Source organism: Streptomyces sp. NPDC007264 (assembly GCF_042869095.1).
Classification (GTDB): Bacteria; Actinomycetota; Actinomycetes; order Streptomycetales; family Streptomycetaceae; genus Streptomyces.
In genome coordinates this window covers 382426-401009 of sequence record NZ_JBIAFD010000003.1, presented here as the reverse complement: position 1 = coordinate 401009, position 18584 = coordinate 382426, and the positions used below count along the sequence as shown (strand labels likewise).

At 72.9% G+C, this 18584-nt stretch carries 15 protein-coding genes; all 15 read right to left on the bottom strand.

Annotation, left to right across the window (positions count from 1 at the left end; translation table 11 throughout):
- Positions 1–10: 10 nt before the first annotated feature.
- Positions 11–1492 carry an ATP-binding protein gene (locus ACFYMU_RS06845; RefSeq protein WP_388368910.1) on the bottom strand — a complete coding sequence of 494 codons (1482 nt, stop codon included), beginning with the start codon at positions 1490–1492 and terminating at the stop codon, positions 11–13.
- The gene (locus tag ACFYMU_RS06840) at positions 1489–2784 is read right to left on the bottom strand and encodes an MFS transporter (RefSeq protein ID WP_388368909.1); all 1296 of its coding nucleotides are present in this window, start codon (positions 2782–2784) and stop codon (positions 1489–1491) included. The genes ACFYMU_RS06845 and ACFYMU_RS06840 overlap by 4 nt, the downstream gene beginning before the upstream one ends.
- Positions 2781–4769 (bottom strand): 1,4-alpha-glucan branching protein GlgB, encoded by a 1989-nt coding sequence (gene glgB / locus ACFYMU_RS06835; protein WP_388368906.1) that lies wholly within the window; start codon positions 4767–4769, stop codon positions 2781–2783. Before glgB ends, ACFYMU_RS06840 begins: the two co-directional genes overlap by 4 nt.
- Positions 4766–7117: a maltotransferase domain-containing protein gene (locus tag ACFYMU_RS06830; protein WP_388368903.1), complete on the bottom strand. Its 2352-nt coding sequence runs from the start codon at positions 7115–7117 to the stop codon at positions 4766–4768. Before ACFYMU_RS06830 ends, glgB begins: the two co-directional genes overlap by 4 nt.
- Before the next feature lie 132 nt (positions 7118–7249).
- A complete protein-coding gene (locus tag ACFYMU_RS06825) occupies positions 7250–8092 on the bottom strand; it encodes an FAD binding domain-containing protein (protein ID WP_388368900.1) in 843 nt (280 codons plus the stop codon).
- A complete protein-coding gene (locus ACFYMU_RS06820) occupies positions 8089–10497 on the bottom strand; it encodes a xanthine dehydrogenase family protein molybdopterin-binding subunit (protein ID WP_388368897.1) in 2409 nt (802 codons plus the stop codon). The genes ACFYMU_RS06825 and ACFYMU_RS06820 overlap by 4 nt, the downstream gene beginning before the upstream one ends.
- 7 nt (positions 10498–10504) lie before the next feature.
- Positions 10505–11014 (bottom strand): (2Fe-2S)-binding protein, encoded by a 510-nt coding sequence (locus tag ACFYMU_RS06815; RefSeq protein WP_388368894.1) that lies wholly within the window; start codon positions 11012–11014, stop codon positions 10505–10507.
- Between the two features lie 33 nt (positions 11015–11047).
- A complete protein-coding gene (locus ACFYMU_RS06810; RefSeq protein WP_388368891.1) occupies positions 11048–11671 on the bottom strand; it encodes an NADPH-dependent F420 reductase in 624 nt (207 codons plus the stop codon).
- A gap of 275 nt (positions 11672–11946) precedes the next feature.
- The gene (locus ACFYMU_RS06805) at positions 11947–13431 is read right to left on the bottom strand and encodes an aldehyde dehydrogenase family protein (RefSeq protein ID WP_388368888.1); all 1485 of its coding nucleotides are present in this window, start codon (positions 13429–13431) and stop codon (positions 11947–11949) included.
- A 115-nt stretch (positions 13432–13546) separates the two neighbouring features.
- Complete coding sequence (locus tag ACFYMU_RS06800) at positions 13547–14287, bottom strand: type 1 glutamine amidotransferase domain-containing protein (RefSeq protein ID WP_388368885.1); 741 nt, start codon at positions 14285–14287, stop codon at positions 13547–13549.
- Positions 14288–14464: 177 nt separating this feature from the next.
- Positions 14465–15781 carry a sugar phosphate nucleotidyltransferase gene (locus ACFYMU_RS06795; RefSeq protein ID WP_388368882.1) on the bottom strand — a complete coding sequence of 439 codons (1317 nt, stop codon included), beginning with the start codon at positions 15779–15781 and terminating at the stop codon, positions 14465–14467.
- A gap of 36 nt (positions 15782–15817) precedes the next feature.
- The gene (locus ACFYMU_RS06790; protein ID WP_388368879.1) at positions 15818–16567 is read right to left on the bottom strand and encodes a MinD/ParA family protein; all 750 of its coding nucleotides are present in this window, start codon (positions 16565–16567) and stop codon (positions 15818–15820) included.
- A complete protein-coding gene (locus ACFYMU_RS06785; protein WP_388368876.1) occupies positions 16567–17820 on the bottom strand; it encodes a PP2C family protein-serine/threonine phosphatase in 1254 nt (417 codons plus the stop codon). The genes ACFYMU_RS06790 and ACFYMU_RS06785 overlap by 1 nt, the downstream gene beginning before the upstream one ends.
- Positions 17821–17830: 10 nt before the next feature.
- Positions 17831–18280, bottom strand: coding sequence for an ATP-binding protein (locus tag ACFYMU_RS06780; RefSeq protein WP_388368874.1), 450 nt, complete (start codon positions 18278–18280; stop codon positions 17831–17833).
- On the bottom strand, positions 18273–18584 hold the full coding sequence (locus tag ACFYMU_RS06775; RefSeq protein WP_388368871.1) for an STAS domain-containing protein: 312 nt from the start codon (positions 18582–18584) through the stop codon (positions 18273–18275). The genes ACFYMU_RS06780 and ACFYMU_RS06775 overlap by 8 nt, the downstream gene beginning before the upstream one ends.

Here is an 18584-nt window from a genome sequence, read left to right as displayed (position 1 = left end):
GATGGGCTGTTCACTGTTCGGTACCTGCGCAGGCGGCACCGTCCGTGGTGCCGCCCAGCGGAAGCCGGACGATCATGCGGGTGTCGCCCGGCACGGAGCGTGTGGTGATCGAGCCCCGATGGCGCTGGGTCACGATCCGGTAGCTGAGGTGCAGACCGAGACCGGTCCCCCTGCCCACGTCCTTCGTGGTGTAGAAGGGCTCGAAGATGCGGGGGAGCGTCTCGGCCGGGATGCCGTGGCCGGTGTCCGCGACCTCGACCACCAGGCAGCTGCCCTCGGCGTGGGCGCGCAGCGTGAGCGTGCCCGCGCCGTCCATGGCGTCGACGGCGTTGTCGACGAGGTTCGTCCACACCTGGTTGAGCTCGCTGGGGTAGCCCCTCAGCTGCGGCAGGTGCGGGGCGTACTCGCGGACGATCCGCACCCGGCCCAGCTTGGACCGCAGCATGGTGAGCGTGTTGTCGATGCCCTCGGTGACCGAGAACTGCTGCTCGGGCGCCCGGTCGAGGTTGGCGTAGTCGCGGGTGGCCGCGACGAGCTGGGAGATCCGGGGCCCGGCCGCACGCAGTTCCGCGGTGAGCGCCCGGGTCTCCAGGACGGCCGCCAGATGGTCCAGGGCGGCCGGCAGGGCCTGTTGCCCCACCGCCGCCAGGCGTCTGCCCAGCCAGTCGAGGTCCAGGCCCAGGTCGGCGACGGCCGCCGCGAGCGTGTCGGGGCGCCGGGCACCCGCCCGGTCGGCCCAGTCGCCGATCTCGTCCTCGGCGTCGGCCTGGTCGAGCGGGTCGATGCCGGTGGGCGGCGGCACGCCGTCCAGGTCGGCGACGAGGCGGTCGAAGGCGGTGCGTTCCCCGGGGGCCGCGGCGGCACCCCAGTCCTGCGCCCCGGCGACGAGGCGCTCGACGGCCGTGCCGAGTTCCTGGGCCGCGCGGGCCACCGCCGCCGCGGGATTGTTGAGTTCGTGGGCGAGTCCCGCGGCCAGCGTGCCCAGCGCCTCCACGGTCGCGCGGTTGCGCGCCTGCACCTCGGAGGACTTGATGCGCCACGCGAGCACCGGCAGCAGCACGGCGGCGACGCCCTGGCAGCGGGCGACCATCTCGAAGAACACCGCCTTGGGATAGGCCAGCACGGTGGTCGGGCCGCTCGCGGCGACGGTCGCCACATAGCCGCCCTCGGTCAGCAGCGGCAGCTCCCCGGTGAAGCGGTGGGCGGCGGAGGGCTTGTTGTCGTGCTGCTCGGCCGGGTCGTCGTGGGTGGAGTGACGGGTGAGCACCTCCTCGCGGCCGTCGACGACCTTCGTGACGACGAGGCCGCCGTCCAGCAGGACGTAGAAGTGGGTCGCCGCGTCGCCGTCGTGGAAGAGCACCTCGCCGTCCTGGTACGTGGTGGGGTGCGACACCGAGGTGAGCCAGTCCAGCTGGTCCTCGGTGAGACCGGCGAAGATCTCCAGGGAGCGCAGCGTCTCGCGCAGTTCACCGGTCCGTGCGGATCGCGTCATGATGCCCTCCGCCGCGGTGCGGGGCCGGGCACGCCGTCCGCCGGTGCGTCCTGCGCGGTGCCGCCTGCCGTGCGCCGCGCCAGCAGCACCGCACCCGCCAGCGCGAGCCCGCACAGGGCGGCCACGGCGGCCATGAAGCCGACGGAGGTGGCGCGCAGCCCGTAGGCGTTGCTCAGCAGCCCGGCGAGCACGGCGGGCACGCTCATCGCGAGATAGCCGAACACATAGATGACGGCGGTGAGTTCACCGCGCCCCTGCGGGGCGGCGAGCGCCATGAGCGCGCGGATGGCGCCGAGGAAGGCGGCGCCCCAGCCGCTGCCCAGCGCGGTCGTGGCGACGAGGAACAGGGCCGCCGAGCCGGTGCCGAGGGACAGCAGCACCAGGCCGAGGCCGCTGATCATCACGATGAGCCCGAACATCGCCGTGGGCAGCGGACGCACCCTGCCGAGCAGCAACTGCGTGACGGTGGCCGCCCATGCCAGCAGACCGACCGTCGCCCCGCCCACCAGGTAGTTGGTGCTGCCCAGCAGGACCAGGACGAGTTTCGGACCGAGCGAGAGGTAGAAGCCGCCGACGGACCACACGGCGACGACGGTGAGCACCAGGACCAGGAACCGGCGTCGCACGGCGGCCGGGACGCGGACCCGGTGCGGCGCGAAGCGCGTCGGCCGGTCGGCGCCGGGCGCGGTCTCGGGCAGCCACGGCAGACAGGCCAGGGCGGCGGCGAAGGCGCCGGTCAGCACGAGGAAGGTGAGGGACAGCGGAGCGGGCGCGTACTCCACCAGCAGTCCGGCGCCCAGCGCGCCGAGCCCGATGCCGACGGGCGGGCCCACGCTGTTGACCAGGGCTCCCAGCGCGGGCCGGGAGGCCGGCGCGAGTTCGAGCAGCGCGGCGCCGGTCGCCCCGGTGGCGAGCCCCACCCCGAGCCCTTGGACCGCACGGGCGACCAGCAGCCAGGCCAGGCCCTGGGCGCCCGCGAACAGCACCATGGACACGATCGCGAGGGCCAGCGAGACCATGAGGACCGGCCGGCGCCCCAGGGTGTCGGAGAGCGCCCCGAAGAGCAGCAGCGCGATCAGCACGGTGACGGCGTAGACGCCGTACACCACCGTGATCGTGCCGGCGGACAGGTGCCACTTCTCCTGGTAGAGGACGTAGAGCGCGGAGGGCGCGGAGGACGAGAACATCAGCAGCGCCAGCACGGCGCCGACCAGCAGGAAACCGGCGCGGCCCGCGGGCCGTACGGCTTCCCGGCCGGGTGGGCGGGCGGCGGTTCGAGGCGGTGAGGTCACCGTGGGAACTCCTCGGTACGCGGGGCCAGCCAGAGTCCTGCCAGCGGCGGCACGACCAGTCGGGCGTGCGCGGGCAGACCCTCGCTGGGGATGGGTACGGCACGCACGGTGCCGAGGTTGCCGGCGCCGCTGCCGCCGTAGCAGCCGGCGTCGGTGTTGAGCACCTCGCTCCACGCGCCGGCGCGTGGCAGGGCGAGGGTGAAGTCGTCGTGCACGACCGGGCTGAAGTTGAACACCCCCACGAACGGGGTGCCGTCGTCGTCGTAGCGGATGCAGGACAGGACGTTGCGGGTGGTGTCGTCCGGATCGATCCAGCGGAACCCGCCCGGGTCGCTGTCGCGCTGCCACAGGGCGGGGTGGTCGCGGTGGCCGGCGTTCAGGTCGCGCACCAGCCGCAGCACGCCGCGGTGCAGCATCCCTTCGGGATGAACGTCGCCGAGGACGTCCCAGGCGAGCCCGGCGTCGTGCCACCATTCCCCCGGCTGGCCGAACTCCTGCCCCATGAACAGCAGTTGCTTGCCGGGATGGGTCCACATGAAGGCGAGATACGCCCGCAGCTGCGCGAACTTCCGCCACCGGTCGGCGCCGTGCATCTTGGCGAGCAGACTGCCCTTGAGATGGACGACCTCGTCGTGGCTGAGCGCGAGGACGTAGTGCTCGGCGTAGGCGTACATCATCGCGAACGTCATGCGGTGGTGGTGGTACTGGCGGTTGACCGGGTCCTCGGCGAGATAGGCGAGGGTGTCGTGCATCCAGCCCATGTTCCACTTCAGGTCGAACCCGAGCCCGCCCTCCGCCGTGGGCCGGGTGACGCCCTCCCACGCCGTGGACTCCTCGGCGACGGTCACCGCCCCCGGCACGCAGGCGTGCACCGTGTCGTTGAGCTCGCGCAGGAACGCGATCGCGTCGAGGTTCTCACGGCCGCCGTGCGCGTTGGGCGTCCAGTCGCCGGGGCCCCGCGAGTAGTCGAGGTAGAGCATGGAGGCGACGGCGTCCACGCGCAGCCCGTCGACATGGAACTCCCGCAGCCAGTACAGGGCGTTGGCGATGAGGAAGCCGCGGACCTCGGGGCGGCCGTAGTCGAATTCGAGCGTGCCCCAGTCGGGGTGCTCGGCACGGCGCGGGTCGGGGTGCTCGTACAACGGGCCGCCGTCGAAGCGGGCCAGCGCCCACGCGTCCTTCGGGAAGTGCGCGGGCACCCAGTCGAGGATCACGCCGATGCCGGCCCGGTGCAGCGCGTCGACGAGACACCTGAAGTCGTCGGGGGTGCCGAGCCGTGCCGTCGGCGCGTAGTACGAGGTGATCTGGTAGCCCCAGGAGCCGCCGAAGGGATGCTCGGCGACGGGCAGCAGTTCGACGTGTGTGAACCCCAGGTCCCGGACGTAGCCGGGGAGTTCCTCGGCGAGCTGCCGGTAGCCGAGGCCGTGCCGCCAGGAGCCGGCGTGCATCTCGTACACGGCCATCGGCCGGCGGTGGGCGGCCTCCCCACGCCCCCGCAGCCACTCCCCGTCGCCCCACTCGTAGGCCGAGGTGTGCACGAGCGACGCGGTGCCGGGCGGCGGCTGCGCGGCGCGTGCGAGAGGGTCGGCCTTGCGCCGGGTGCGCCCGTCGGCGCCGTCGATCTCGTACTGGTACGGGCACCCGTCCGGCACCCCGGGCACGTACAGCTCCCACACGCCGCTGTCGCCGACCCGGTGCATCGCATGGGCGGCGCCGTGCCACTGGTTGAACGCGCCCACCACGCGCACCCCCCGGGCGTTCGGCGCCCACACCGCGAAGGCGACGCCGTCGCCCCGGCGGTGGGCGCCGAGCACCTGCCACAGCCTGCGGTGGCGGCCCTCGGCCAGCAGGTGCAGGTCCAGTTCGCCGACGAGCGGGGCCGGGCGCGGGGCCGGACGCGGAGTCGAGCGCGGGGCCGGACGCGGGGCCGGGCCGGACCCCGCGCGGACCCCGTGCGCGGGGGTGTCCGGCACGGCCGTCGTCATCGGGCCACCGCCTTCTCCGGCCGTCCCGGCCGGCCCGGCCGCCCGGGGGAGGCGGCGGCCCGGCGGATCGTCAGGATCCGCGCCACCCGGGCGCGCGGGTCGAGCCGGACCTCGTTGACGCGGCCCCAGCGGTACCGCCCGCCGCCGAGCGCGTCGTGGACCATGAACGTCTCCGTGGGGCGCAGCCCCAGCGCCCCGGTGTCCAGGGTGATGCGGGCCCGCTGGACGTGGTGCGGGTCGAGGGTGAGGACGACCAGCACGGTGTCCTCGCCGTCCGCGGTGACGACCCGCTTCGAGAAGCAGATCACCTGGTCGTTGTCGGTGGCGTGGAAGCGGAGGTTGCGCAGCCGGTGCAGCGCCGGGTGGCGGCGGCGCAGCCGGTTGAGCCGGGTGATCAGGGGTCCGATGCTGCGTCCGGCCGCTTCGGCGGCGGCGTGGTCGCGGGGCCGGTACTGGTACTTCTCCGAGTCCTTGTACTCCTCGCTGCCGGGCGCCGCGGGCTCCGCCTCCAGGAGTTCGAACCCGGAGTAGACGCCCCAGGCGGGGGAGGCCGTCGCGGCCAGCACGGCGCGGATCTCGAAGCCGGCGCGCCCGCCGGTGACGAGGTGCTCCGGGAGGATGTCGGGCGTGTTGACGAAGAGGTTCGGCCGCAGGTAGTCGGCCGCGGGACTGCCGTCGAGCCCGGCCAGTTCGCCCAGGTAGCGCTCGATCTCCCCCTTCGCGGTGCGCCAGGTGAAGTAGGTGTACGACTGGTGGAAGCCGATCCGCGCGAGGCTGTGCAGCAGGGGCGGCCGGGTGAACGCCTCGGACAGGAAGAGCACATCGGGGTCGGTGGCCCGGACCTCGGCGAGCAGCCGCTCCCAGAAGAACAGCGGCTTGGTGTGCGGGTTGTCGACGCGGAAGATGCGCACGCCCTGGTCCATCCAGTGCCGCAGCACCCGCAGGCACTCCCGGTGGATGCCCTCGGGGTCGGTCTCGAAGCTGATCGGGTAGATGTCCTGGTACTGCTTGGGCGGATTCTCGGCGTACGCGATGCTGCCGTCCGGGCGGTGCGCGAACCACTCGGGGTGCTCCGTCGTCCAGGGGTGGTCGGGCGAGCACTGGAGCGCGAAGTCGAGGGCGACCTCGAGGCCGAGGACGCGCGCCCTGGCGACGAAGGCGCGGAAGTCGGCGAGGGTGCCCAGGTCGGGATGGACGGCGTCGTGCCCGCCGTCGGGCGAGCCGATCGCCCAGGGCGAGCCCGGGTCGTGGGGTCCGGCGGTCAGCGTGTTGCCGGGGCCCTTGCGGTGGGTGGTGCCGATGGGGTGGATCGGCGGCAGGTACACCACGTCGAAGCCCATGGCGGCGATCGCGCCGAGCCGCTCGGCGGCCGTGCGGAGCGTGCCCGACCGCATCACCCCGTCGACGACGCGGGCCCCCTCCGAGCGCGGGAAGAACTCGTACCAGGAACCGAACAGGGCCCGCTCCCGGTCGACCTGGAGCCGCAGCGCGGGGCCGTGCGTGAGGTGGTCCCGCAACGGATGCCGGGCGAGGGCGTCGGCGGCCCAGGGACTCGTCGCCTCGGCCAGCCGCTCGGCGGCCGGCCGTGCGGAGTCCCGCAGGATGTCCGCGAGCTTGACGTAGACGTCCCAGCGGTCGTCGCCCGGGTCGAACGACCGGCGCCGCCCGCGAGCGGCCCCCCGCCCGGCGGAGACCACGGCCGCACGCCCCGGCCCGCCGGTGGGGGCGGGACCGAAGGGCACGGGCGTGCCCGGTGTCGCGTCGTTCGCGGTCGCTTCGGCGGGGCCGCCCGCGCCCGCGCCCGCGGGGCCGGGCGGCGGTGTGCCGGCGCCCTGCCGCGGGGTGGCGCCCTGCCGTACGGCGCGTGCCCGCCGACCGGTGACGGACCCGTCCGCCGGGAGCGCCGCCGCTGCCCGTTCCAGCAGCAAGGCGCCCTCCAGCAGGGTGACATCGGGTTCCACACCGGCCGCCACCTTGGCGCGGGCCGCACGCAGCCACGTCGCCAGCGGGTCCGTCCACGCCTCGACCCGGTAGGTCCAGACGCCTTCGGCGTCCGGGGTGATGTGCGCGGTGAACCGGTCGGTGCCGCACACCTCCTCCGTCATGGGCGCGCGCCGGACCCGGCGCCGCTGCCCACGGGGTCCCGGCCCCCTCAGCACGACCTCGGCGGCGAGGACGTCGTGCCCCTCCTTGAACACGGTCGCGGCGACCTCGACGGTCTCGCCGGCCACCGCTCTGGCGGCCCGCGCGCCCCCGTCGACCTGCGGGCGGATGTCGGTGACGGCGATCCGGCCGATGCCGGACCGCGCGGACGGCTTCCGGGACGTGCCGGATGCGTGGCTCCTCACTGTCGTGCTCCCCCGTTCGTCTCGCCGCGGTGATCGGTGATGTGACGGCCCCGGTGGACCGGTTCGGCTCGGATCGGGCCGGATCGGGCCGGACCGGGCCGGCCGGTCCGGCCCACCGGGGTGGTGCCGGGATCAGCCGGCGGTCGCCCCGGCCAGGGCGCGCGCCGTGAGCACCCCGGCCAGATGGCGCTGGTACTCGGCCGAGGCGCCCCGGCCGGGGACGAACAGGTCGCCCGGCTGGACGCGGAACGCGGCCAGCACCTCGTCCGTGCGGGCGGTGCCGCCGGTCAGCAGGTCCTCGACCCCCGTCAGGCGCAGTGCGCGCGCCGTGGCGCCGGTGACCGCGATCCGCAGGCCGGTCGCGGTGCCGTCGCGGCCGCGGGTCACCCGTACCGCCACCGCGCACAGCGGATAGCGGGTGGCGCGGTCGGCGGTCCGCTGGAAGCCCTCGGCCTCGTCGGGCCCCTTCGGGGGCAGCTCGACGGAGGTGAGGAGGGTGTCCTCGGGCAGGCCGTCGCGCGCGTAGTCGCCGGCCGTCAGGGCGCGCTTCCCGCCGTGCCGGGCGATGTGCAGCGTCGCGTCGGCGGCCAGCACGGCGACGGGCAGGTCGGTGGCGCTCCCGGCCGCGGCGAGGTTGCCGCCGACGGTGCCGAGATTGCGTGTCTGCGGGTCGCCGCCCGCACGGGCGGCCGCGGCCAGGGCGGGCGCCTCGGCGCGCACGAGCGGGTCCGCGGCGAGCTCCGCGAGGGTCGTGAGGGCGCCGACGGCGAGTCCTCCCGCGGCGGTGCGGCGGATGCCGCGCAGGGCGGCGATGCCGCGGATGTCCACGAGCCGGGCCGCGGTGCCCTCTCCGGTCTTCAGGTCGACGAGGAGGGACTGCCCGCCCGCCAGGGCGCGGCTGCCCGGTGCCGCGAGCAGGGCCGTGGCCTCGCCCAGCGTCGTGGGCCTGACGTAGTCGAAGTCGGTGAGGATCACTGGGCTGCTCCTGACGTCCCGTTCAGCGCGCGCCACACCTTCTCCGGCGTGATCGGCATGTCGATGTGCCGTACCCCCAGGTCCGACAGCGCGTCGACGACGGCGTTGGCGACCGCGGCCGCCGGCGGCACGGTGGCGATCTCGCCCGCGCCCTTGGCGCCGAGCGGATTGTGCGGACTCGGCGTGACCGTCCTGCCGAGCCGGAAGAACGGCACGTCGGCGGCGCGCGGCAGGGCGTACGTGCGCAGGTCCTTGGTGAGCAGGCGGCCGTCCTCGGCGTACTCGGCGGCCTCCATCAGGACCTGGCCGAGACCGTGCACGATGCTGCCCTCGATCTGGCCCTGCACGATCGTCGGGTTGCCGATGTGGCCCGCGTCGTCGACGGCCGTGTAGCTCACGACCTCGGTCTCGCCGGTGAGTTCGTCGATCTCGACGACCGCGACGTGCGTGCCGAACGGGTAGTTGAAGTCCGGCGGGTCGAAGTGGGTCGTCTCGTCGAGGCCCGGCTCGAGCCCGGGCGGCAGGTTCCAGCCGTACCACAGGGCCATGGCCATGTCGGAGAACGACTTGCCGTTCTCCTCGTCGCCCTCGACGAACACCTTGCCACCGGCGTAGACGACCTTGTCCTCGGAGACCTGGAACATCGCCGCCGCGGCTCTGCGCATCTTGTCCTTGATCTTCTGCGCGGTGAGCACGATCGCGGGTCCGGCCATGCTGTAGGAGCGGCTGCCGTAGGTGCCCTGGCCGTACGGGGCCTTGAGCGTGTCGCCCTCCAGGACCTGCACGGTGGCCGGGTCGATGCCGAACTGGTCGGCGGCGACCTGCGCGAAGACGGTCCGGTGGCTCTGGCCGGTGGAGGCGGAGCCGACCGTGACGGTGACCTCGCCGGTCGGGTGGACCCGGATGTTGGCGCTCTCCCAGGTGCCGCCGAGCATGCCCTCCTGCGACATACGGGTCGAGGGGCCCACACCGCAGACGGCGACATAGGTGGCGATGCCGACGCCGAGCCGCTTGCCGCGGCGGCGCGCCTCGGCCCTGCGTGCGTCGAGGTCGTCGTAACCGGCGAGCCGCAGGGCCCGGTCGAAGTTCTCCGGGTAGTTCCCCGAGTCGTAGGTCCAGCCGAGGCCGTTGTCGTACGGGAAGCTGTCGGCCGGCACCAGGTTCCTGCGGCGCACCGCGGCCGGGTCCATGCCGATCTCGTGGGCGTACCGGTCCACCAGGCGCTCCATGAGGAACGCGGCCTCGGCGCGCCCGCTGCCCCGCTGGGCGCCGAGCGGAACGGTGTTGGTGAACGCCGCGTACACCTCGCAGAACGCCGCGCCGATCTCGTACATGCCGGTGATGCTGCGGCCCATCAGTGCGGTCGCGACGCCCGGGCCGATGGTCGACGGATAGGCGCCCAGGTTGGCGTAACTGGTGCAGCGGACCGCGGTGATACGGCCGTCGCGGGTGCCGGCGACGACCGCGTGCTGGCGGTGGTCACGGCCCTGCACGGTGGAGTTCATCAGCCCGGTGCGGGTGTCCACCCACTTCACCGGGCGCCCGAGCGCCTTGGACAGCAGCAGTACGAGCGGCATGTCGGGGTAGAGGTACCCCTTGGTGCCGAAGCTGCCGCCGATCGTCGGCGCGATGACGCGGAGCTTGGTGAAGGGGATGCCGAGGACCAGCGCGGCCAGCAGGAAGCGGTGGTTGTGCGGGCCCTGCGTGGAGGCGTAGAGCGTGTACTCGTCGGTGGCGGCGTCGTAGTGGCCGACGGCGCCGCGCGGCTCCAGCGGGCTGTTGACGGTGCGCTGGTTGACCAGGTCGAGTTCCACGACGACCTCGGCCTCGGCGATGGCGTGGTCGGTGCGCTCCTTGTCGCCGCACGTCCAGTAGGCGTTGAGGTTCTTCGGCACGGCCTCGTGCAGCTGCGGGGCGCCGTCCTCGAGGGCCCGGTCGGCACGGGTGACCACGGGCAGCGGCTCGTAGTCGACGACGACGGCGGCGGCCGCCGCGGCCGCCTGCTTCGGCGTCTCGGCCACCACCGCGGCGATCGGGTCGCCGACGTGCCGCACGACGTCGCCGGACAGCACCGGGCGGGCGCCCGGCAGGCCGTACGGGTGCGGCGGGAAGTGGCTCTCGACGCCGCCGGGTACCCAGATGCACGGCAGCGGCATGACGTCGGGGAAGTCGGCGGCGGTGGCGACCTTCAGGACACCCGGCATGGCCTCGGCCGCCGAGGTGTCGATGCTCCTGATGCGGGCGTGCGCGTGGTCGCTGCCGAGGATGGCCATGTGCGCCATGCCCGGCAGCCGCACGTCCGCGACGAAGGTGGCCTCGCCGCGCACCAGCTGCCCGTCCTCGCGGATGTCGAGCGGTGTACCGAGGAGCCCACCGGAGACGGAACGTTCCTCCGCTGTGGTCATGAGGTGATCACTCCTTCGCCGCACGGCCGGCGGGCTCGGCCTGCTCGTCGTCGGTCGGGGCGCCGGCACAGGCGCGCCGCACTCCGCGGACCACTCCGTGGTAGCCGGTGCACCGGCACAGGTTGCCGGTGAGCCATTCACGGATCTCGGTCTCGGTGGGAGCGGCGGCGCCGTCTCCCACGAGTTCGCCGAGGGCCATGACCATGCCCGGGGTGCAGAAGCCGCACTGGGTGCCGTGTTCGGCCCGCAGCGCCTCCTGGAGGTTCGTCAGCCCGCCGTCCGTGCCGGCTCCCTCGATCGTGGTGACCTCGGAGCCGGCGGCCTGCACGGTGAGCAGCAGGCAGCTCTTGACGGACCTGCCGTCGAGCCGGACCACGCACGTGCCGCACTGGCCGGTGTCGCAGCCGACCTTGGTGCCGGTCAGCCCGAGGCCGTCCCTGAGCCGCTCCACGAGGAGTTCACCGGGCTCGACGTCGACTTCGTGCGGCGCCCCGTTCACAGTGAGGGATATCTTCATGACCACGCCCTATTCCGACCTTCAATCGGTCTTTCAGAATCCGAGGACAGCATGGGCCTGCCGTTCGGTGAGCGGTTTGTTGAAGAGCGGTCCGCCGGGCTGCTGAAGCAGACCACCGGTGTGCAGCGAACCCGTGTCGAGCGATGCGAATCCCAATGCGGAAATCATTCCGGAGACCTTTTTCTTGGCCTCCGGGTCGTCACCCGCGACATAGTGCGCCAGCCGGTCCCCGGCGTCCGTGGCGGCGCGTCCCGCGGTGGCGAGGGTCTGGAAGTGCATGGTGTTGAGGGACTTCACGAGGCGTGCCCCCGGATACCACCCGGCGACCAGCTCGCTGGACCCGCGGCCCGCCGACTCCAGCGGCCGGCCCCCGTCGGCGAACGCGTTCATGGCGTCCACCAGGACTTTTCCGTGTACCGCAGCCGGGGCCAGCGCGGTGCGGGCGCTGTCGAAGGGGACCATCAGGACCACCAGTTCGGCCTCCCGCGCCACCTCTCCCGGGGTGCCGGCGGCCGCCGCGGGACCGAGTTCGTCCAGCAGCGGGGCCAGCCGGTCCGGGCCGCTCGCGTTCGCGACGCGCACCTCGTGCCCGGCGGCCACGAGCAGCCTCGCCAGCGTGGCGCCGATACGGCCGGCACCGATGACACCTGTCTTCATTCGGACAGCACCTCACGTGACTCGTACAGTAAGAAAATGACGAAGTCTTAGTGCGTCTCAGTACGTCTTGGTGCGGCGTGTCGCCGGCACCGTATGCCTGAATTTCTTTGGCCAACACATAGTCGCGGAAGAATTGCGGTCCAAACCAGTGTCACCGGGGATTCCGGCCACACTTGGTCAAGTCTGAAAGTACTTGGTGAAGTCCACCGCCGAGGGCATGACGGTGTGCCCCCGGCCGAAGGGTGCGACGGGGGCACACGGCGGCGTGGTCGCGCTCAGTCCATGCCGATCCAGACCGACTTCGTCTGGGTGTAGCTCTCCAGGGACTCCGGGCCGCACTCACGGCCGAAGCCGGACGCCCGATAGCCGCCGTACGGGACGGCGGGGTCGTACTGGTTGTAGCAGTTGACCCAGACCGTGCCGGCGTTGATCCGTGCCGCCACACGGTGCGCCCGGCGCAGATCGCGGGTGTGGACGCCGGCGGCCAGGCCGTAGGCGCTGTCGTTGGCGATCCGCACGGCCTCCTCCTCGGTGTCGAAGGGGATGACGCTCAGGACCGGGCCGAAGATCTCCTCCTGGGCGATGCGCATGCCGTTGTCGACACCGGTGAAGATCGTCGGAGGGAAGTACAGCCCGTCGGCCGGCAGGCCCTCGGGCGCGAACGGCTCGCCCCCGACGCGGAGCGTGGCACCCTCCTTCCGCCCCAGCTCCACGTACGAGGAGACCTTCTCGAACTGGCCGCGGTGGGCGAGCGGTCCGAAGAGGGTCCCGGGGTCGCGGGGGTCGCCGGGCCGCAGGGCCGCGGCGCGCGCCACGAGCCGCTCCACCATCCGGTCGTGCACCGGGCGGTGCAGCAGCAGGCGGGAACCGGCGGTGCAGATCTCGCCCTTGTTGTAGAAGATGCCGAAGAACGCGAGCTCCTCGGCCGCGTCCAGGTCGGCGTCCTCGAAGACGATGTTGGCGGACTTGCCGCCGAGTTCCATCGTGACCTTCTTCAGCGTCGCGGCCGCCCGGCGGATGATGCCCTGGCCCACGGCGGTGGAGCCGGTGAACGCGATCTTGTCGACCCCCGGGTGCCCGACGAGCGCCTCGCCGAGTTCGACGCCCGGCCCGGTGATGACGTTGAGGACACCGTCCGGGACACCGGCCTCCTGGAACAACTCCGCGATCTTCAGGGCGGTCAGCGGTGTCGCCGGGGACGGCTTGTGCACGACCGTGTTGCCGGCCGCCAGCGCCGGCGCGATCTTGGTCATGGACAGCAGCAGCGGGAAGTTGAACGGTGTGATCGCGGCCACGACGCCCAGCGGCTCCCGCAGCGTGTAGGCCAGCTGCCCGCCGGCCGGGGACCGCGTGCCGCCGTCCACCCGGGTGGCCGCCCCGGCGTAGTAGTGCATCAGCCGGGCGGCCATCGGGACGTCGACCGTGCTGGAAAAGGCGAACGGCTTGCCCATGTCCACCGTTTCCAGCAGGGCGATCGCGTCGTTGTCGCGTTCGATCAACTCGCCGACGCGGTGGAGCAGCCGAGCCCGTTCGTGGTCGGCCATCCGGCGCCACGGCCCGTCCTCGTACGCCGTGCGCGCGGCCTTCACCGCGGCGTCGGCGTCCTGGTCGCCGGCCTGGGCGACGGGGATGATCTCCCGGCCGTCCACGGGGGAGACGGTCGCTTCGGTGCGGCCGTCACGGGCCGCCGTCCACGTGCCGTCGATGAAGAGTTTCCCGGGGTGGGCCAGGGGACTGTCGCTGAGAACGAGCGTGCTCATGGTTCCCTTCCGGTGGGGGACGGACGGAGCGGGTGGCCGGGGCGGGCGCCGCGAGGGCCCGCGCGACCGGCCACGACGCGCCCGCAGGTGGCGTACCGGACCTCCGGCGAAGCGCTCACACGCCGCCGAGCTGCTTCAGGAAGGTCTCGGCCAGTGCCTTGGACGAGTACGGGTTCTGGCCGGTCGTGAGGTTGCGGTCCACCACGATGTGCGAGTCCCAGATCAGCTCGGCCTTCTCGTACCGCGCCCCGAGCCGGGTCAGCTCCACCTCCAGGACGAACGGCAGCCGTCCGGCCATGTTCGTGACCAGTTCCTCCGCGTGCGAGAACGCGGTCATCCGGTAGCCCTCGAAGGGCCAGCGGCCCTCGCCGTCGCGCAGGGCGAGGAGGGAGGTGTGGCCGTGGCAGACGGTCGCCAGCGGCTTGTTGCCGGCCAGCCACCAGCGCAGGATCTGCGCCAGCTCGTCCGACTTGGGCAGGTCGCCGATGGCGCCGTGGCCGCCGCTGACGTAGAGGCCGTCGTAGCCGGCGATGTCCTGCGCGGTCAGGCTCTCCAGCGCGAGCGGCTTCTTCAGCTGCGGCGTGCTCTCGATGACCTCGACGTACTCGGCGGCGTTCGCCGCGTCGCGGTCCTCGGAGCCCTGCGGGCGGACCCATTGCAGGAACTGCGGGTCGATGCTGGTCTGGTCGACGGTCGGGGCCTTGCCGCCGATGGTGGCGACGTCCACGACGTGCCCGGCGGCCTTGAAGATCTGGTAGGGGACGACGAACTCCTCGGCCCAGAAGCCGGAAGGGTGCTCCTCCCCGTCCAGGAGATGAAGCGTGGCCTTGGCCGTCATGACGACGAGTATCTTCATGGCTGTTCTCTCCTCCGGGAATTTCGGTGGGTGCTGCCCGGTCCGGCATTCTCGATGTGACCACGCCGAACCGGTCTTTTCGAGCGTCTTTGCACAGACGCCCGATACTTCGTCAGGTGCGCCATGTGTTCCGCTTTTCACACACCCGGTTTCCGCCCGGGAATCCGGTGCACCCGTTCACAGGCACCGCAGCAGGTCGCGCACGTCGGACAGGCTGGCGCCCCGCGGGATGCCGTCGCCGATCTCCAGCCGCGGGAAGACGCTCACCCCGCGCAGCCGGGTGCCCGGTCGCACCCGTACCTCGTCGCCGAGCGCGCAGTAGTCGTCCAGGACGACGGGCCGCGGGAGGGTGGAGCGCACGTCGACCATGGAGCCGAGGATCACGTCGGTCAGGCGTGCGCCGGGCCCGACGATGCTGTGGTCGCCGCAGGCGACCCCGCGCAGGGTGCTCTGCTCGCCGATGTCCACGCCGTCGCCGATGTCGGACTCGACGAGCATCACGCCGGGCCCGATCTCCACATCGCGCCCGATCCGCACCCCGGGGCCGATCCGGACGCTGCCGTCCTCGATCTTCTCCGCCAGTGTCCGCCCGCTGACCTGGTCCTTCATCTCCAGGCTCGAGGGGTGCACACGGTGACCGCCGCCGGGCCCGGCCGGCCGGCCGAGCTGCTCGCTCAGCCGCGGATACCGGTCCAGGAGCACGTCCTTGAGCGTCTCCAGGTAGTCCCGGGGACTGCCCAGGTCGCCGAAGCGCGCGATCGGATGGGCCAGCACCCGGTGCCCCCGCCGCACCAGGTACGGCAGCAGATCGCCGCCCCAGTCGAGTTGCCGCCGGGCGAGCGCGGCGAGATCCGGCTCCCGGGCGGCCATGCGCAGCCGGTCGCAGTCGATCAGGTACATCCCGGCGTTGGTGTGCACCGGGTCGCCGGCGCTGCCCCAGGTCAGTGACCGGATGACGGCGAGGCTCGGCTTCTCCAGGAAGCCGCCGACCTGGTTCCCCGGCCCCAGTTCGAGCACCCCGTACTTGCCCGCGGCCTCCGCTCCGGGGCGCGGCACGGTGGCGACGGTGACATCGGCCCGGGCCGCGCGGTGGGCGCGGACCATGGCGCCGAGGTCGAAGTCGAACAGGGAGTCGGTGGGAAAGACCAGGGCCAGGCCGGTCAGGTCCCAGTAGTCGAGGCAGCGCAGGGTGGCCTCGCCGCTGCCCGTGTTCTCGTGGTCGAACCGGGTCCTGGAGTAGCGCACGGTGATGCCGTGCCGCTCCCCGTGGGCCAGGATCCCCTTCGTCTGGGCGCGGTTCTCGCGGCCGTTGGCGACGACGTAGTACCGGTGCACCCCCTGGCTCCGCAGCGAGGTCACCGCCCATTCGATGAGCGGTTGGCCGGCCACCTGCATGACGGCCTTGCTCCGGAGATAGTCGGGGGAGTTGAGGGTGATCGGACGGGCCCGTACGCCCTTGCCGCCGGCCAGGGCTATTGCCGCTATTGATTCCATCTGCTTCCCTGTATTCTCGCTTTCCGGCGCTTCCCTTTATCCCGCCGGGATCTTGTGGACCGGCGGAACGAGCACGGAAATGATCTTCCGGAATTCCGCCACCAGAGGATCATCGGGGTGGGCACGAGCGAATATCCGCTCACCTCCCAGTGCCGCGAGCCGGCCGACGTACGGCAGGATTCCGGCCGTTGCCGCGCCGTAGGCGTCCTCGGCCCGCGCGCGTACGGCCGAGGTGTCGACGCCCTCGGGGGCCATGCTGACCACCAGGGCGCGGCGGCAGGCGAGCTGTCCGGCGAGCCGGGCGATCTCGCCGGCTCCCGCCAGATCGATGCGGTCGGTCCGCACGACGATCACCAGCAGGTCCGCGCTCGCCATGGCGGTGACCGTCTCGTTGTTCAGCCCCGCGTGCGTGTCCAGCAGCAGCACGTCCAGGTCGTGGCCGGCCACCAGCCGGTCGAACGCCTCGGGCAGCAGGCCCACGTCGTATCCGGTCGCCATGATCTCGGCGAGCGAGGCGGGCGACGTGCGGGCGGGGACGAGGTGGACGCCCTCCGGGCCCACCCGGTGCGCCGCGTCCTCGATCTCGCAGCGCCCGAGCAGATAGTCGGTCAGCGAGCACTCCCCGGGCCCCAGGCCGAACAGGACGTCCAGCGTCGGCGACTGGATGTCCGTGTCGACGACGGCGACGCGCCGCCCCTCGGCGGCGAGCAGCACCGCCATGTTGGCGAGCATCGTCGACTTGCCGGTGCCTCCCCGGTGCGAGTACAGCACGACGGTGCGCGCCATCACGCCACCGCCATGGTGGCGGCGGGCGGCCCGGTGGGCGGGCGGTGCAGGGCGAGCATCGTGACGTCGTCGTGCTGCTCGCCGTCGCCGGTGTGCGCGCGCACGGCGCCGTCCAGGCGCTCCAGCACCTCCCGGCCGCGCCGCCCGGGGCCGGACAGCAGCCGCAGCATCCGGTCCTCGCCGAGGAACCGGCCCTGCGGGCAGCGGGCCTCGGGTACCCCGTCGGTGTAGACGAACAGGGTGTCGCCCGGGTCGAGCTGGGCGTACCCGAGGGCGTAGGAGCATCCCGGCAGGACGCCCACGGCCGGGCCGGTGACCTCCAGCGGGGTCGGCGCACCGCCGTCCGCGGCGAGCAGCAGCGGCGGGTTGTGGCCGCCGTTGACGTAGACCAGGCTGCCGGTGACCGGGTCGAGGACGCTGAAGAACAGGGTGGCGAAGTACCCCTGGCGCAGATGGTTGCGGGTGAGGTAGCCGTTGGTGGCGGTGACCGCGTTCAGCAGCGGTGTGGCGCCCACCACGGGAATGGCGGCCGGTTCGGCGGCCAGCGAGGAGCCGGCGGCCACCAGGTGCTGCAGACCGCTGTTCTCGGCCGTGTGCCGCAGCAGGCTGCGGATCAGCGCCATGAACAGCGCCGAGCCCACGCCCTTGTCGCACACGTCGGCCACCACGATGGCCAGCCGCCTGCGGTGCACCAGCTCGAACACGTCGTAGAAGTCGCCGGAGACCTGGCGGGCGGGCCGGAACGTCACGTCGATCTCCCAGCCGTCGGGCACCGGCAGCGCGTCGGGCAGGAAGCCCGCCTGGATCTCCCGTCCGATCTCCAGCTCCCGCTCGTAGCGGATGAGTTCGGCGCGGGCGTCGGCCTCCTCGACGGTGCGGCCGAGTTCGGCGCGCTCCGAGCACCTGGTCAGCCGGGCGCCCACCAGGGCGGGCAGGAACGGCGGCACCAGGTAGTCGTGTCCGGCCCGCACATGGGGCTCCAGGGCCTCGAAGCCCTGTGCGGCGTACGCGACGACGGCCGGTCTCACGCCGCGTCCGCGCAGCCGGCGCACCACGTCCTGCACCGCCGTGGGCTCGCTCAGGGCGGGGACCAGCAGCACGTCCGCCGTGGGCAGCGCGGCGGGGGGCTCGCTCCTGAGCTGGGCGAGCGTCCGACGGGTCACGCCGGCGGCCACGTCGTCCAGGGCGGCGAGCAGGGCCGGGGGCGCGGGCGGGCGCTCGTCGACGACGAGCAGCACCGTCGAGATGGGCATGGGGCGTCTCCTAGGGGCATGTGAGCCCGGTTCGGATCGCGAGCGTGCTGATGTTCCGGCGGCCGCGACGGTCGTAGGCGAACTCGTCCACGCTGGTGAGTGCCAGGTGGATGCCGAGTCCGCCGACGCGCCGTCGCTCGAGCGGCACGTCCGGGGTGGGCGCAAGGAGGCCGTCGCGCGGGTCGAAGGGCGGCGCGGTGTCCTCGATGCGCACCCACACCCGGCCGGTGCCGACGCCTCCGCCCACGACGATCTCGCCCGCCGCCCCGCCGTATCCGTGCACCACGACGTTGGTGGCCAGTTCGTCCACGGCGAGCCGCAGCCGGTAGACGGCGGAGTCGGCCAGGCGTGCCCGCCGCGCCAGGGCCACGACGTACTCGGCGATGTCGCCGAGCGCGGCCAGCGTGGCGGGCACCCGTAACTCGGGTGCCCGCACGGCCAGCCGGGACCCCTCACTCATCGGCCAGCGCAATGCTGCGGTCCAGACCGGCGGTCCGGATGGTCCGCGCGACGGGCTCGCTGGCGCCGACCACCCGGATGCTCACGCCGTCGGCCACCTTCTGCTGGGCGAAGACCAGCGAGCGCAGCCCGGCGCTGGCCATGTAGCCGACCTCGTGCATCCGGATCTCCACGGTCGCGGTGCCGTGTTCGGCGGCCTTCTCGATGGTCTGGTGGAACTCGGGTGCCGTACGGGCGTCCAGCTCGCCGGAGAGCTCGATCACGGAGACGTCGCCGTCGACGGACAGGGATACGGAAAGCGGCAT

What these genes read in the sequence shown, in the direction of transcription:
- ACFYMU_RS06845 (WP_388368910.1), bottom strand. Translation starts at nt 1,492, where the DNA reads ATGACGCGATCCGCACGGACCGGTGAACTGCGCGAGACGCTGCGCTCC.
- ACFYMU_RS06810 (WP_388368891.1), bottom strand. Translation starts at nt 11,671, where the DNA reads ATGAAGACAGGTGTCATCGGTGCCGGCCGTATCGGCGCCACGCTGGCG.
- ACFYMU_RS06795 (WP_388368882.1), bottom strand. Translation starts at nt 15,781, where the DNA reads ATGGAATCAATAGCGGCAATAGCCCTGGCCGGCGGCAAGGGCGTACGG.
- ACFYMU_RS06820 (WP_388368897.1), bottom strand. Translation starts at nt 10,497, where the DNA reads ATGACCACAGCGGAGGAACGTTCCGTCTCCGGTGGGCTCCTCGGTACA.
- ACFYMU_RS06785 (WP_388368876.1), bottom strand. Translation starts at nt 17,820, where the DNA reads ATGCCCATCTCGACGGTGCTGCTCGTCGTCGACGAGCGCCCGCCCGCG.
- ACFYMU_RS06790 (WP_388368879.1), bottom strand. Translation starts at nt 16,567, where the DNA reads ATGGCGCGCACCGTCGTGCTGTACTCGCACCGGGGAGGCACCGGCAAG.
- ACFYMU_RS06815 (WP_388368894.1), bottom strand. Translation starts at nt 11,014, where the DNA reads ATGAAGATATCCCTCACTGTGAACGGGGCGCCGCACGAAGTCGACGTC.
- ACFYMU_RS06805 (WP_388368888.1), bottom strand. Translation starts at nt 13,431, where the DNA reads ATGAGCACGCTCGTTCTCAGCGACAGTCCCCTGGCCCACCCCGGGAAA.
- glgB (WP_388368906.1), bottom strand. Translation starts at nt 4,769, where the DNA reads ATGACGACGGCCGTGCCGGACACCCCCGCGCACGGGGTCCGCGCGGGG.
- ACFYMU_RS06780 (WP_388368874.1), bottom strand. Translation starts at nt 18,280, where the DNA reads ATGAGTGAGGGGTCCCGGCTGGCCGTGCGGGCACCCGAGTTACGGGTG.
- ACFYMU_RS06775 (WP_388368871.1), bottom strand. Translation starts at nt 18,584, where the DNA reads ATGCCGCTTTCCGTATCCCTGTCCGTCGACGGCGACGTCTCCGTGATC.
- ACFYMU_RS06800 (WP_388368885.1), bottom strand. Translation starts at nt 14,287, where the DNA reads ATGAAGATACTCGTCGTCATGACGGCCAAGGCCACGCTTCATCTCCTG.